Source organism: Thermoflexus sp. (assembly GCF_042408815.1).
Lineage (GTDB): Bacteria > Chloroflexota > Anaerolineae > Thermoflexales > Thermoflexaceae > Thermoflexus.
In genome coordinates this window covers 1-14357 of record NZ_JBHOQR010000024.1, presented here as the reverse complement: position 1 = coordinate 14357, position 14357 = coordinate 1, and the positions used below count along the sequence as shown (strand labels likewise).

The following is a 14357-nucleotide window of genomic DNA, read 5'->3' as shown; positions in this document are numbered from 1 at the left end:
ACCTACTCCACGTCCTCAGGAGGTGCCCCATGGCGGTCGAGCTGAAGGTGGTGCAGATCGAGAAGCCGGACGAGCTCAATGTGATCCTGGGCCAGAGCCACTTCATTAAGACCGTGGAGGACATTCACGAGGCGCTTGTGAACACCGTCCCCGGCATTAAGTTTGGCCTGGCCTTCTGCGAGTCCTCGGGCCCCGCCCTGGTCCGGGCCAGTGGGACAGATCCGGAGCTGGTGGAGCTGGCGAAGAAGAACGCGCTGGCGGTCGGCGCCGGGCACTTCTTCATTGTGGTCCTGGGTAGGGGCTACTACCCGATCAATGTCCTGAACGCCATCAAGATGGTCCCCGAGGTCTGTCACATCTACGCAGCCTCCGCTAATCCCATGCAGGTGATCATCGCCGAGACCGAGCAGGGGCGGGGGATCCTCGGGGTGGTGGATGGGGTGGCCACTCGAGGGGTTGAGACGGAGGCCGATGTGGCGCATCGCAAGGAGTTCCTGCGCCGCATCGGCTATAAGATGTGAGGGGGAAGCGGAAACCGTGCGAGCGGGGATCAGGGAGCGTTCGCGGGCGGGACGGGTTGTCCCGCCCGCCGGATCCAGGGGAGATGCGGATGGGGCCTGTGGTGCTAGTTTTTCTGGATGGTGTGGGAGTGGGGGAGCCAGAGCCGTCGAATCCCCTCTTCCTCCCCGGTCTTCCCCGGCTATCCGCCCGATTCGGCCGTCCGCTGGTGCGGGGATGCGCGGGGGAAAATGGGGATCTGCTCTGCCGCGAGCTGGATGCGACCCTGGGCGTGCCGGGCCTGCCTCAGAGCGCGACCGGCCAGACCGCGCTGTTCACGGGCCTGAACGCTCCCGCTCTCCTCGGTGGCCATCGAACGGGATATCCCTCCCCGGAGCTGGTGCGCCTGCTGGAAGATCACAGCCTGTTCCGCCGGGCCCAGGCCGCGGGCTTCCGCCCCACCTTCGCCAATGCGTATTCAGAGCTCTACTGGCAATGGGTCGCCCAGCGGCGGCTGCGCCCTTCCGTGACGACCTGGATGAACCGGCTGGCGAACCTGCCCTTTCGGACTTTCCAGGATTTGCAGGAAGGGCGGGCGCTGCTCTGGGATATCACGAACGCCTTTGCACCGGTGTGGGCCCGGCGGCACGGCCGGCCTTTCCCGGATCTGCCGCCTGTGGCGCCCGAGGAGGCGGCAATGCGGCTGCTCGGGTTGCTGGAAGAAGCAGACCTAGTGCTCTTCGAGAGCTTCCTCACCGATCTGGTGGGCCATCGACATTTGCCCCCGGAGCCGGTCCTGGAGACGCTGGATCGCTTCCTGGATGCTCTGCTCCGGCATCGGCCGCTGGGGGCGACCGTGATGGTGACCAGTGACCATGGGAACATGGAGGATCTGCGGACCCGGCTGCACACCATGAATCCGGTCCCCCTTCTGGTCGCCGGGCCAGGGACCCAGGCCTTTCAAAACGCGACCTCGCTGCTCGATCTCACCCCCGGGGTTTTGAGGGTTCTGAGCGCGTAGATCCGTCCTTACTCCACGGCCGGGCCGAGGGGAGGGCGAAAGCGCTCCCCCCGTCCATCCCCGGCGCCTTCGGGCCCCGGGTTTTTATGCGCGCCCCAGGCGTCGCGGCTTCTCTTTGGCCCAGGCGAGCAGCTGCTCCAGCGGCCAGGCGTTGGCGACGTCCTTCGGCGTGGCCCAAGCCCGCCGGGCCACGGCTACACCGAAGTGGATCAGATCGAATTCCCCGGGGCTGTGGGCATCGGTGCTGATCACGAGTTTGCATCCTAGCTCCAGTGCCCGACGGGCCAGGACATCCGGGAGATCCAGTCGGGCCGGGTTCGCATTGATCTCCAGCAACGTCCCCGTCTCCGCGGCGGCCCGCAGGATGGCCTCCCAGTCGGCGTCCGCTCCCTCCCGTTCCCCCAGCAACCGTCCGGTCGGGTGGGCGATGATGTGAACATACGGATGGCGGATGGCGGCCAGGAAGCGGGCCGTCACCCGTTCCCGATCCTGCCGCAGGCCGGTGTGCACGGAGGCGACCACCAGATCCAGGGCAGCCAGGACCTCATCGGGGTAATCGAGGCTGCCGTCGGCTCGGATCTCCACCTCTGCCCCGTGAAGCACGCGGAACCCATCGCCCAGCTCGGTGTTCACGGCCTCGATCTCCCGGCGCTGTTCCCACAGCCGTTCCGGCGTCAGGCCTTTCGCCACTCCCAGACTCTGGGAATGGTCGGTCAGCAACATGTAGCGGTAACCCCTGGCCTTCGCCGCCTGGGCCATCTCCTGGATGGAGGCCTGGCCATCGCTCCAGGTGCTGTGGACCTGAAGGTCGCCCTGGAGATCTTCGATCTCGATCAGCCGCGGGAGGCGGCCTTCCAGGGCGGCCTCGATTTCCCCTCGCCCTTCCCGCAGCTCTGGCGGGATGTAAGCCAGGCCCAGGTGGCTGTAGACCTCTTCCTCCGTCGCGCACAGGATCTCTTTCTCGGTCTCCACCTGGGTGAGGGCGTATTCGCTGAGGCTGTAGCCGCGCTTGAGGGCATGCTCCCGCAGCTGGATGTTGTGCTGCTGGCTGCCCGTGAAGTATTGCAATGCCGTCCCCCAGCGCGCGGCCTCGATCACCCGCAGGTCGGCCTGCAAGCCGGTCCGCAGGCGAACGCTGGATTTCGTGGAGCCCTTCAGAAGCACGGTCTCCACGATGGGGAGCGTGGTGAAGCGCTCCATCACCGCATCGGGGTTATCGGCCGCCACGAGGAAATCTAGGTCGCCGATAGTGTCTTTCATCCGACGGAAGGATCCGGCGGCGGCCAGCTGCTGCACGCCGGGGACTTCCCGGAGGGCACTCAGGATCTCATGGGCCAGAGGCCATGCCACGCCCAGCGGAACCCGTCCGGTGATCTTGCGGCGCTTGACCGCCTCAATGCCGGCCAGGATCTTACTTTCGAGCTTAGCGCCGAAGCCGGGCAGGCTTCGGAGCTTCCCCGCGCGGGCGGCCTCCTCGAGCTCCTCGACCGTGGTGATCCCCAGCTTCTCCCACACGGCCTTGATGCGTTTGGGACCCATCTCGGGGATCTGGCGCATCTCCAGGAGGCTCTGGGGGATTTCGGATTTCAGGCGCTCGTAGAGCTCGAGGCGGCCGGTGCGGAGCAGCTGATCGATCTTTTCCTCAATGGCTTCGCCCACGCCAGGGATGGTGCGCAGGGCGCCTTCCCGCCAGAGATCGTAGATGTCCCGTCCCAGGGTGGCGATGTTCTCCGCCGCCCGCCGATACGCCATGACCTTGTAGGGGATCTCCCCCTGGATCTCCAGCATGTCGGCGATGTTTTCGAGAATTTGCGCGATCTCCTGGTTAGTCCATCGCCGTTCCATCGTCGCCTCCTCGGATCGCTCTCCTGAGGGCGAAAGGGTTCCTTTCCTCGGCTGGAGGGTGGATCAGGCGGGACTTTCCGCCTGATCTCATCATAGCGCAAAAGGGAAGAGGGAAGCAGGCCAGGTGGGGCCTCCGGGAAGCGGCCGGCTGCGCTGGAAGGGATTCCGTAGTCCTTTCCCGGATGGCCCTCATCGTGGAGGGGGAAGGGGGCGTTCGGTTTCCGGGTTGGAGGCGGCGAGGACCATGCCTTCTGAAGGCATGGTGGGGATCCTCCGCAGGCCCAGGGCAGCGAATCCCCCCACCAGCACCATGAGCAATCCTGCTCCCAGCAGCACCGGCCGGGGGCCCCATAGCTGCCCGAAGAGCCCGGCGCTTCCCTGGGCGAGGACCAGCGCGCCGTTCACCACGAGGTTCACCAAGCTGTCCACTCGCCCCCGCAGGGGATTCGGCGTGATCTGCTGGATCAGAGTGGCCATGCCGGCCCGGGCCACCACTACACAAATCCCCATCGCGAAGGCGGCCAGGAGCACGAAGGCGAAGGTCTGGGCCTGACTGAAGGCCACCGTAGCGAGGCCGGCGGCGGCCAGGAAAAGGCCCACCACCCAATGGGTCGGGATCCAACGGCCGAGCAACGGCACCACCCCCAGCCCAATGGCCAGGCCGATGCCCATCATGGCCATTGTCAGGCCGAACCCTCCGGCGCGCCCTTGCAGGACCTCTGTGAGGAACGCCAAGCCGAGGACCTGCACCACGCCGATCCCGATGGTGGCGAAGGGCGTGATGGCCGCCACTTTCCGAAGGGAGCGCCGGGTCCATACGAAGCGAAGGCCTTCCAGCAGATCCCGGCTGGGGTTTTGCCGGGCTGGCTGGGGCCGATTCACGGATGGGGGAAGGCGGATCCAGGCCAGAGTGAGGGCGGAAACAAGGAAGGTCAGGCTGTCAACGATGAAGGCCGCGTAGGGCCCGAAGCGATCCACAAAGAACCCAGCGGAGATCCCGCCCGCCACCAGGGCCAGGACGTAGCTGGCCTGGAGCATCGTGTTGGCCTGTAACAGGTGGACCGGGGAAACCAGGGCAGGAAGCACCGCGTTGCGGGCGGGATAGAACAAGAGCCCTATAATGGCCATGGCCGAGGCCAACGGATACAGCCGCCACAAATCGACGTTGCTCTGCACCGTCAGCGCGCCCAAGACGATGAGCGCCCGCGCCACATCGGAGCCGATCAGCACATAACGACGCGGCCAGCGATCGGCGAAAACCCCTCCCCACAGTCCGAAGAGGATCTGGGGAAGGGTGATCGCCATGGCCAGCCCCCCAAAGGCGGCCCGGGAGTTCGTTAGGCGGTCCAGCAGGCTTAAGCCGGCGATAAAGAGGAACTGATCGCCGATTTGCGACAGAAACTGGCCCACCCAGAGCAGAGTGAAGGACCTTCCGAAGGGCCAGAGGGCTCGCCCGCTCAGCCAGGATTTCCGCATCGGGTTCACAGCGGCAGCTCATAGATCCGGTAGATCTTGTAGATCCGCCCGCCCATCGCCTGGATATCCCGATTCATCATCAAGTTGTTCTCCAGCACCCACGACATCTCCGCACGCCGATAGCCCTTCGGCAGGGCCGCTTTCGCCGTCTCATAATAGAACAAGGCGCTCACCCCTTGAGCGCGCCAGCTCTCGATAACCCCCATCGCGAAGACCCGGATAGTATCCACCACCCGGCGCACCTTCCAGTAATAGAGAAGCTTGAGCAACGTCCACCACTCCGGGACGCCAGGGCGCGGGTAGGCCTTTCGCAGGGCCTGGTTCATATCCGGGAGAGTCAGGGAGAACCCGATGGGCTCCTCATCGACCTCCGCGATGAACACCAGATCGGGGTCCACGAACTGGATCAGCTGAGCGGCCATATGTTCGATCTCCGCATCGGTGAGCGGCACAAAGCCCCAGTTCCGTTCCCAGGCCGAATTGTAGACCTTTTTGATGCGATCGAGCTCCTCCCGGAAGCGCCGGATATCCGCCTGACGCACCCGGAATTTCGCGCGGCTCTTCAGCTTCTCCACCACCCGGACCAGTTTCTCCGGCCAGTTGAAGACCTCCACCGTCAGCTCATAGGCATAAAGGTCCATTGCCTTCTGGAAACCGAAGCGCTCGATGAAATCCCGATAGTAAGGGGGGTTATAGCTCATCAGGATGCGAGGCGGGTCGTTGAATCCTTCGATCAAGAGGCCGCATTCCTCATTGGTGCTGAAGGTGGTCGGCCCGCGCAGCGCCGTCATGCCCCGGGATCGAACCCAATCCCGGGCCGTGGCGAGCAGGGCGTGGGCGGCTTCCTGATCGGGCAGCACCTCGAAAGCGCCGAAGAAGCCCACCCGCTCGCTGTGGAAGGCATTGTGCTGATGGTTGATGAGGGCGGCGATGGTGCCTACCGGCTCCCCATCTCGTCGGGCTATGAAAAGGGCAACTTCCGCGTGCTGATAGAATGGGTTGCGTTGCGGGTCGAAGAAGATCATCCGCTCGCTGATCAGCGGGGGAACCCAGTAGGGATCGCCCCGATACACGCGCCATGGGAATGTCACAAAAGCCCGGCGCTCGGCCGGGGTTCGACATTCCTGGATGGTCAGCATGCGCCTGTTTCCTCCATTCATTGGATGAGGAAGCGGCCCATGGATCTGCGCCGCTGGGCTTCGATCGGGCCGGGTTGCTTCCGCTGTTCCACCTTCGGGACATGCGCCCGTCTCCGCACCGGTTCAAGCCCTTCCTTTCACGCCAGAAACGCCAGGGCCTGGGGGAGGATGCGGAACGTCGCCGGGGCCTCCCCGACCAGCTCTCCTTCTGCCTGCAGGAACATCCGCTCTTTCGCCTCCACGTGGATCTCCTTCGCGCGCCGCCAGGTGATCTTGGGATGCCTCAGATGCGTCCCCCGATAGACGCGAGGGAGATTGCCCACGATCTCTCCCTTTCCCAGATCCCCCAGGAGGATGACATCGAACCATCCGTCATCCACCTCGGCATGCGGGGCGATGAACATCCCGCCCCCGAAGTATTGTCCATTGCAGACCAGCACCGAGTTCATCCGTCCGGAACGTTCTTCCCCATCAAACCGCACCATGACGGTCTTGTTCTGATACAGGATCAGGGTGAGGAAGAGATACACCAGATAGGTGCCGGTGGCCCCGAAGGCCTTGATGCCCCGGTTGGTGCGATCGGCCACTTCCCCATCGAATCCCAGCCCCGCGGCGTTGATGAAATAACGGGTGACGGTCTCCTCAGCCCGCCGACAGGTGATCTGACCGACATCCACCCGGCGAACTCGTCCCTCCCGCAGCCGCAGGGCCGCGGCGACCGGATCCCGGGGCAGCCGGAAGGTGCGCACGAAATCAGAGCCGGTGCCCAGGGGGAGCATCCCCAGGCGGATGGTCTGCATGCGCTCCGGATCTTGCAGGGGGAGCCCGTTCAGGATCTCATGGAGGGTTCCATCACCGCCCACGCCAACGATGGTGGTGAAGCCGGCCTCCAGGCCCTGTCGGGCGAGGAGGGTGGCGTGACCGGGCTCCTGGGTGAAGACGACCTCCATGCGGATCCCTTCCACGCGCAGGCGGGCCTCCAGCCCGCCCCATCGCCGGCCGGTTCGTCCATTGCCGGCCACCGGATTCACGATCACCCACCAGGGTTGTTCCGCCATAGGTTCAGGGCCCTCCCGAGGGAACGATGGATTCCGCATCGTGCTGGCGGGCGAGCTTTGACGGCTCAGGGAGGCCATGGTATGCTCAGAACGGCAAATCCTCAAGCCATGGAGCGTCCCCGATGGCCAGATCCCGCACCGAGTTGATCGTGCAGCGGCTAAAGGATCTCCAGGCCAGCACGCCGGACATCGAGGCCTCAGCCCTGGTCTCCGTCGATGGGCTGATCATTGCCTCCGCACTGCCTCGGGATGTGGAAGAGGATCGGGTCTCGGCCATGTCGGCGGCCATGCTCTCCTTGGGAGAGCGGATCGCCAGCGAATTGGGGCGGGGCACGCTGGATCAGGTCTATGTGCACGGATCGAACGGCTATGTGATCCTGATGGCAGTGGGTCAGGAGGCCGTGTTGACGGTGCTGGCCCGGGAGAACGCCAAACTGGGCCTGATCTTCCTCGATATGCGCCGGGCGGCGCAGGATCTGGCGAAGTTGATGGGGTAGGGCAAGAAGGGTGCGGGGCGCTCCAGGCGCCCCGCACCCCCTTTTATGGGGCCATGGGTTCCCTTCCAGGCCCAAAGGTCCTGGGGTGATCTCTACCCACACCTCGCAGGGGATAGGGGCCATGTATCCCTCATCAGCCCCCACCCGAGCGACAGCGAAGAGCCCTGGGAGGCGTCTATGACCAAATATATTTTTTGCACGGGCGGTGTGGTCAGCAGCGTTGGGAAAGGGGTAGCCGCAGCGGCCCTCGGGCGGGTGTTGAAAACCCGGGGGCTCCGGGTGACCATGCAGAAGCTGGATCCTTATATCAATGTGGATCCCGGGACGATGAATCCCTTCCAGCATGGGGAAGTCTTCGTCACCGAGGACGGCGCGGAGACGGACCTGGACCTTGGGCATTATGAGCGCTTCATCGATGAGAACCTGACCCGGGCGAGCAACGTCACCACCGGGCAGATCTACGCGGAGGTGATCGCCAAGGAACGTCGGGGCGATTACCTGGGGGGGACGGTCCAGGTCATCCCCCACATCACCAACGAGATCAAGCGGCGCATCGGCCTGGTGGCCAAAGCCCACCAGAACCCCGATGTGGTGATCGTGGAGGTGGGCGGCACGGTGGGCGACATCGAGGGCCTGCCCTTCCTGGAAGCCATCCGCCAGATGCGGCGCGACGTCGGGCGGGACAATGTCCTTTACATCCACGTGACCTGGCTTCCTTATATCGGCGCCACCGGGGAGCTGAAGACCAAACCGACCCAGCATAGCGTGAATACCCTGCGCAGCGTGGGCATCCAACCCGATGTGATCATCGCCCGGGCCGATTACCCCGTCCCGGACAGCCTGCGGGAGAAGATCGCCCTGTTCTGTGATGTGGACCTGCGGGCGGTGATCCCGTTGCCCACGGCGAAGATCCTTTACGAGGTTCCCCTGATGCTGGAGGAGGCTGGGCTGGGGACCTTCGTGGTGGAACGGCTGGGCCTCCCGGGCCGCGATCCGGACTGGACCGAGTGGTCCCGGATGGTGAGCGAGATGCGGCGTCCGAAGGAGAAGCTCCCCATTGCCCTAGTGGGCAAATACGTGGATCTCCACGACGCTTACATTAGTGTCCGCGAGGCCCTGATCCACGCCGGCGTGGCCCATGGAGTGGATGTGCAGATCGAGTGGATCCCAGCGGAGGATCTGGAGCATGGTCGTTGCTGGGATCGCCTGCAGCGGGCCCATGGGATTGTGGTGCCCGGCGGCTTCGGCTATCGGGGAGTGGAGGGGAAGATCCTGGCTGCCCGCTACGCCCGGGAACACCGCGTTCCTTACCTGGGGCTATGTCTGGGGATGCAGGTGATGGTGATTGAGCTCGCCCGTCATGCCCTTGGCTCCGATGAGCCCAACAGCACCGAGTTCAATCCCCATACCCGCTATCCGGTGATCGATCTGCTGCCGGAGCAACGGGATATCACGGATCTGGGGGGGACGATGCGGCTGGGGGCCTATCCCTGCGTCCTGGTGCCGGGGACCCGGGCCGCTCAGGCGTATGGGGTGGATCTGGTTTATGAGCGGCATCGTCATCGCTTCGAGTTCAACAACGCCTACCGAGATCTCCTTCAGCGAGCCGGGCTGGTGCTGAGCGGCCTCTCGCCGGACGGCCGTCTGGTGGAGATCGTAGAGCTGGCGGATCATCCCTTCATGCTGGGAACCCAGTTCCATCCAGAGTTCAAGAGCCGGCCCAACCGACCGCATCCCTTGTTCCGGGCCTTCATCGCCGCCGCCGCGTCCCGTCTGGATTGAGGCGATCATGGCTCTGCTGCCTCCCGGGCTGCCCGCCGCACGGCCTCGGAGGGGTCGTTCCAGGCACTCCGCAGGGCTTCCCGGGCGATCGGATCGTCCAACGCCCTCAAGGCCTCCACTGCCGCCAGGCGCACGGGGAGAGGGCTCTCCCATCGTAGCAGCACCGCCAGGGCCGGGATCGCCCGGGGATCCCTCAGGCGTCCCAAGCTGCGAACGGCTGCCTCCTGAACACCGAAGTCCCGGGCATGGAGAGCCGTTTCTATTAAAGCGGGCACCGCCCGGAGATCCCCCAGCTGCCCCAGGATGGTCGCCGCGGTGGCCGCCCGGGTTCGCTCGGGATGCCGGAGAGCGCGAAGCAGCTTCTCAAAGAAATCCCGCTCCTCTGCCAGGGAAGCGCCGCAGGTGGGGCAGAGGGTCTCCTCTCCTGCGGGCAGCTCGGCCCAGCATTCGGGGCAGAATCGGGTGAGCTCCCCCATCGGATGCCTCCTGCTGAATGTTCAGATCTCACTGCCCTCATCTGGATCCAGCGCGGCCGCTGGATCTCCCTGAAGACGGCGCAGCATCTCCCGGAGCCGGGCATTCTCCTGCTGCAGGCGGCGGACCACCTCCTGGAGCCCCGTGCTCATCGCCTCAATGGCTCCATGGCTGAGCTCCCACCGCCGCAATGCTTGCTCCGCCTGGAAGAGACGGAACTTCATCACCGCGTAACGCCCTTCCAGTTCCACTAGGCGCCGGATCAGGCGCTCCACCTCCTCCGCGGAATGGGTCCCGGCAGCCACGCCGGAGAGGATGGCTTGCCCCTCCGCATAAGCTGCTCCCAGTCCCAGAAAATAGAGCAGGCCCTCGGCTTCGCTCAGGCGGCGAGATTCCCAGAAGGCCCGCCAGCGGCACGCGGTCTCTTCATCCACCTCAATCGTCCAGCGAACCATTGTTCTCTACCTCCCCAGCAAAGAAGGCTACCGCGCGAATCCAGGCCTTACGTTCCTCGGGGCTCATCGGCTCGTGGCGATAGTTCCAGTCATGCTTGCGGATATATTCCTGCAGATCCTTCAGAAGATGTTGAAGGCGCCGGGCGGCATCGCCGGCCAGCCAGGCGAAGGCCTGAGGCGCTCGATCGCGGGCGCCTGCCAGCGCCATCCGCAGGTGGGGCAAGCATAATCCATCCGAAGCCGTGTAGTGCTCCTGGATCTCCGCATCCTCGAGGCCTTCGACCAGCCACTCCGCATATGCCCGCGTGGTCTCCTCCCCTAGCCGGCATACCCGGCAGCGCGCCCGCCCATGCAGGCCAGCGATCCCGTGGGGGCCAGGGCGGCCGGTGGCGTGGAGGACACGCGCCAGCCATTGATCGAGGGGAGAAAGAGTTCGGGCAGGTTCCTGGGCCATCGCCTCCAGAACGGGGATCACCCGTTGCAGGAGATCCTCATAAAGGATCGCGTTCCCGAGCCCATCCCCGTAGCGCCGCGCCTCCAGGCGTTGCAATTGCCAGGCGTGCCGGCTGCAGAATCCCAGACCCGCCGCCCATTGCTCACGGGTCGCGGGGTCGTTCACGTTCTCCCAGAGCAGGTTCTCCAGGTAACGGGCCTCAGCCTCCCGCTGCAGACGACATAGCGGGCATCCGGGTTGCCGCATCACATGCTTCAAATTCGCCAGTCCCCAGCTCATCCCCTCGCCTCCCAAGCAAAAAAGCCTCTATCCCATCCCTGGGATAGAGGCTATCAGCCACGCCCGAGGCATGGCGGTTCGCGGGAAAAGCCCCCGCCCGGCGAGCCTCATCGCCGGATCGGTTTTAATTTTACCCTGAAGTTCTCGCTGGATCCAGCGGCGGGGGGGATTCGACGTCACGGTGCATTCGCCGCGGGCTCTGAACACCTCCCGAACCTCTGGTGTGCTAAACTGAAAGCCAGCGTCCCCAGCGTCGCTGGGATCCTGCCCGTGGGAGGAAGTCCCATGCCGGAGCGGATCAACCTGTGGAACATGCCCGCGTGGGCCCAGCTGGCGGTCTATGCCTTCCACGCGCTCTGTCTCGCCACCTTCCTCCTTTCTTTCTACCGGCGCATCCGGATCTGGTGGGCAGTGGGCCGGCCGGAGATGCGCTTCGATCGCCTCCCGGAGCGTCTGAAACAGGTGCTCATCTACGTCCTGGGGCAGCGGCGGGTGATCCGGGATCCGGTCGGAGGGCTCTCCCACGCCTCGCTGTTCTGGGGGTTCGTGATCTTCTTTATCGGAACGACCCTCGCCTTTATCGATGCGGACGTCTTCAAGTTCCTGCGTGGGGAGATCTATCTGGTCTATGAGTTCGTGCTGGACCTCTTCACCCTGCTCGCTCTGATCGGAGTCGGGATCCTGGCGTGGCGCCGCTATGGAGCGCGCCCGCCCAAATTGAGTTACGGCCGTCGGTTCGATCTGGCGCTGGTCTGGCTGCTGGTTCTGATTGTCACCGGCTGGCTTCTGGAATCCTTCCGTATGGCCGTGCAGCGCCCGCCATGGGGACCGGCCTCCTTCATGGGGTGGATCCTCGGCCAGGCCTGGATCGCCATCGGCCTCGGCGAGGACGTCCTGCGCCCTCTCCATCAGGCGACCTGGACCTTCCACGCCGCTTTGGCCGGCCTCACCTACGTCTTCATTCCAGTGGGTTTCCTGGTCCACATCGTCTCCTCCACCCTCAATGTGTTCTTCTCCCGCCTGGACCGGCCCAACGGGGCTTTAACGCCGATCCCGGATCTGGAGACAGCGGAGCGGCTGGGCATCGGGACATTGCGGGATCTGACATGGGTGCAGCTGCTGAATGGGGAGGCGTGTACGGAGTGCGGGCGGTGCCAGGCGGCCTGTCCGGCCTACGCCGCAGGGACCCCCTTGAATCCCAAGCAGGTGGTACTGGACGTGCGGAATACCCTCCATGCGGTGTTGCCGCCCACTCTGAACCCCTTTGCGCCCATCCAGATCCAGGAGGATCGCCTGGCCCTGGCCGGCACGGTGACACCCAAGGAGGCGATCTGGGCCTGCACCACATGCTATGCCTGCGTCTCTGAGTGCCCCGTGCTCATCGAGCATGTGGACCTCCTCGTGGGCATGCGGCGCTACCTGACCTTGATGGAGGGGGAGGTCCCGGCCTCCCTCTCCAACACCTTCCGCAACACCGAGCGGACGGGCAACCCGTGGGGGCAGCGGACCTCTCGCCTGGAATGGGCAAAGGGCCTGGACGTCCCGGTGATGGCAGAAAGGCGGGAGGCGGAGGTTCTCTTCTGGGTGGGGTGCGCGGGGGCTTTCGATCCCAACGGCCAGCGCACTGCCCGGGCCATTGTCCGCCTGCTCCAGTCCGCCGGCGTGGACTTCGCCGTGCTGGGGGATGAAGAGACGTGCACCGCCGAGTGGGCCCGCCGCGCCGGCCATGAGGCCATGTACGTTGCCGCCACGGAAGCCATTCTGGAGACACTACGGTCCTACCGCTTCCGCATCCTGCTCACCATGTGCCCGCATTGCTACAACACCTTCCGAAACGAATACCCCCAGTTTGGGGGGCGGTTCGAAGTGGTTCACCATACCGAGTTCCTGGCCCGCTTGGTAGAGGAAGGTCGGCTGAGGATGAAGGGAGGAGTAGGGCAGCGCTGGACCTTCCATGATTCCTGTTACCTGGGCCGTTATAATGGGATTTTCGATGCGCCCCGGCGCCTGCTGCAGGAGAGCGGAGTAGAGCTGGTGGAGATGGCCCGGAGCCGGGAGCGAGGGTTCTGTTGCGGGGCGGGGGGTGCCCAGGTCTGGATGGATACGCCGCAAGCCCGTCCGATCCACCTCCAGCGCCTGGAGGAAGCCCTGGGGGTGAACCCCCAGGGCATTGCGGTTGCCTGTCCTTTCTGCCACCTGATGCTGACTTCCGCTGCCCAGAGCAAAGGGGTAATCGATCAGGTTCCCATTCGAGATGTTGCCGAGGTTATGGCGGAAGCACTGGCTCATCCATCGGGCTGATCAAGGAGAGCCTTCCCATGGAGGAATTGCTGGATCGCCTGGAATCCACCCTGAGCGATCTGCGATGGGCGGTCGCTCAGGTCTCCCCCGATCGGGAAGGGCGACGGCCGCCACCTGCCCTGGGCGATTGGTCCGTGCGACGCCAGCTTTACCACCTCTGGTTCTATGAGGCTCACATCGCTCTGCCACAAATCCGCTATGCCCTGGGCCTTCGGGGACCGCTGGCTCTCGGCGAGGTGCCTGATGAGGATCTCTTCTGGCCCCGGGAGATCCCGGCTGCGACTTGGCTCGCTCGCCTGGAAGAAGTTCGCCGGGAGACCATGGCCCTGCTCCGCCCGATCCCATTGGAGGTCTGGAGCCGGCCGGTTCCCAGAACGATCTGGGGAACGCGGACGCTGACCTGGATCGTGACCAAGACCATTCAGCACACCTATGAGCATATGACGACGATCCTCCAGATCGCCCTGTTCTGGGAGATGGCGGCGGCCTTCGAGCCACAGTGGGAGTTCGAATGAGGCAGCGAGCCCGATCGGTCGCATACGGCCTCCAGGGGTGATACCCTTCCCAGGGAAGGGAGGCCCATGATGGCGCTGACGACGGAAGATCTGCGGGATCTGGTGGAGCTGTTGCGGGCGCATCCCGAGTGGCGGGAGGTCCTGTGGGCCCTGCTGGCCTCGGAGGATGTCCTCCGCCTGCCAGCGGAGCTCGCCGCCTTCCGTGCCGAGGCCGAGCGCCGCTTCGCCGAGCTGGCGGAAGCGGTCCGCCACCTGAGCGAGATCTTGGTTGCCCATCGTCAGGAGTTCCTAGCCCAGCAGGCCCAGACCGAGGCTCGCTTTGCGGAGCTGGCGGAGGCGATCCGTCGCCTGAGCGAGGAATTTGCTGCCCACCGCCGGGAGTTTCTGGAATACCGGGCCCAGACCGACCGCCGCCTGGATCGGGTGGAGCGTCGCCAGGAGGATCACCGTCGGGATCTGGGGGAGCTCCTGTCGATGCGCCTGGAGGCCCTCTACCACGAGAATCCTGGTCTCTTTCGCCCCCCGCTGCGGTGCGCCAGCTGGAGATCCTGGAGGAGGCGGAG

General features: G+C 64.9%; 13 protein-coding genes, 1 pseudogene and 1 riboswitch. Of the genes and pseudogenes, 7 read left to right on the top strand and 7 right to left on the bottom strand.

Going from position 1 to position 14357, the window contains the following annotated elements:
* The first annotated feature begins 29 nt into the window (after positions 1–29).
* Entirely contained in the window at positions 30–521 is a 492-nt protein-coding gene (locus ACFMO3_RS07520) for an adenosine-specific kinase (RefSeq protein WP_322800800.1), read from the top strand.
* Positions 522–610: 89 nt separating this feature from the next.
* On the top strand, positions 611–1519 hold the full coding sequence (locus ACFMO3_RS07515; protein ID WP_376789804.1) for a hypothetical protein: 909 nt from the start codon (positions 611–613) through the stop codon (positions 1517–1519).
* A gap of 84 nt (positions 1520–1603) precedes the next feature.
* On the opposite strand, the gene polX is transcribed toward ACFMO3_RS07515, so the two are convergent.
* The 4 genes from polX to ACFMO3_RS07495 form a co-directional block, all read right to left on the bottom strand.
* Positions 1604–3364: a DNA polymerase/3'-5' exonuclease PolX gene (polX, locus tag ACFMO3_RS07510; protein ID WP_376789803.1), complete on the bottom strand. Its 1761-nt coding sequence runs from the start codon at positions 3362–3364 to the stop codon at positions 1604–1606.
* Positions 3365–3553: 189 nt separating this feature from the next.
* A complete protein-coding gene (locus ACFMO3_RS07505) occupies positions 3554–4840 on the bottom strand; it encodes an MFS transporter (RefSeq protein WP_376789802.1) in 1287 nt (428 codons plus the stop codon).
* Positions 4841–4845: 5 nt separating this feature from the next.
* Positions 4846–5979, bottom strand: coding sequence for a GNAT family N-acetyltransferase (locus ACFMO3_RS07500; protein WP_376789801.1), 1134 nt, complete (start codon positions 5977–5979; stop codon positions 4846–4848).
* 137 nt (positions 5980–6116) lie between these two features.
* Positions 6117–7037, bottom strand: a complete 921-nt coding sequence (locus ACFMO3_RS07495; protein ID WP_376789800.1) for a diacylglycerol/lipid kinase family protein — start codon at positions 7035–7037, stop codon at positions 6117–6119.
* 122 nt (positions 7038–7159) lie between these two features.
* Here ACFMO3_RS07495 and ACFMO3_RS07490 point away from each other — a divergent pair, with 122 nt between their 5' ends.
* Positions 7160–7534 (top strand): roadblock/LC7 domain-containing protein, encoded by a 375-nt coding sequence (locus tag ACFMO3_RS07490; protein ID WP_376789799.1) that lies wholly within the window; start codon positions 7160–7162, stop codon positions 7532–7534.
* A 177-nt stretch (positions 7535–7711) separates the two neighbouring features.
* Entirely contained in the window at positions 7712–9316 is a 1605-nt protein-coding gene (locus ACFMO3_RS07485) for a CTP synthase (RefSeq protein WP_376789798.1), read from the top strand.
* Between the two features lie 5 nt (positions 9317–9321).
* Here ACFMO3_RS07485 and ACFMO3_RS07480 read toward each other — a convergent pair whose 3' ends face one another.
* From ACFMO3_RS07480 to ACFMO3_RS07470, 3 genes are read right to left on the bottom strand one after another with little or no spacing between them, the layout of a single operon-like run.
* Positions 9322–9792, bottom strand: a complete 471-nt coding sequence (locus ACFMO3_RS07480; RefSeq protein ID WP_376789797.1) for a HEAT repeat domain-containing protein — start codon at positions 9790–9792, stop codon at positions 9322–9324.
* A 21-nt stretch (positions 9793–9813) separates the two neighbouring features.
* The gene (locus ACFMO3_RS07475) at positions 9814–10245 is read right to left on the bottom strand and encodes a hypothetical protein (protein ID WP_376789796.1); all 432 of its coding nucleotides are present in this window, start codon (positions 10243–10245) and stop codon (positions 9814–9816) included.
* A complete protein-coding gene (locus ACFMO3_RS07470) occupies positions 10226–10978 on the bottom strand; it encodes a DUF6062 family protein (RefSeq protein ID WP_376789795.1) in 753 nt (250 codons plus the stop codon). Before ACFMO3_RS07470 ends, ACFMO3_RS07475 begins: the two co-directional genes overlap by 20 nt.
* A gap of 37 nt (positions 10979–11015) precedes the next feature.
* Positions 11016–11102, bottom strand: a riboswitch (Fluoride riboswitch).
* Between the two features lie 161 nt (positions 11103–11263).
* Here ACFMO3_RS07470 and ACFMO3_RS07465 point away from each other — a divergent pair.
* The 3 genes and pseudogenes from ACFMO3_RS07465 to ACFMO3_RS07455 all read left to right on the top strand — a co-directional run.
* Positions 11264–13279, top strand: a complete 2016-nt coding sequence (locus tag ACFMO3_RS07465; RefSeq protein WP_376789794.1) for a heterodisulfide reductase-related iron-sulfur binding cluster — start codon at positions 11264–11266, stop codon at positions 13277–13279.
* A 17-nt stretch (positions 13280–13296) separates the two neighbouring features.
* A complete protein-coding gene (locus ACFMO3_RS07460) occupies positions 13297–13794 on the top strand; it encodes a DinB family protein (RefSeq protein ID WP_376789793.1) in 498 nt (165 codons plus the stop codon).
* A gap of 69 nt (positions 13795–13863) precedes the next feature.
* Positions 13864–14357 (top strand): annotated as a pseudogene (locus ACFMO3_RS07455) (hypothetical protein); the annotation flags it as partial.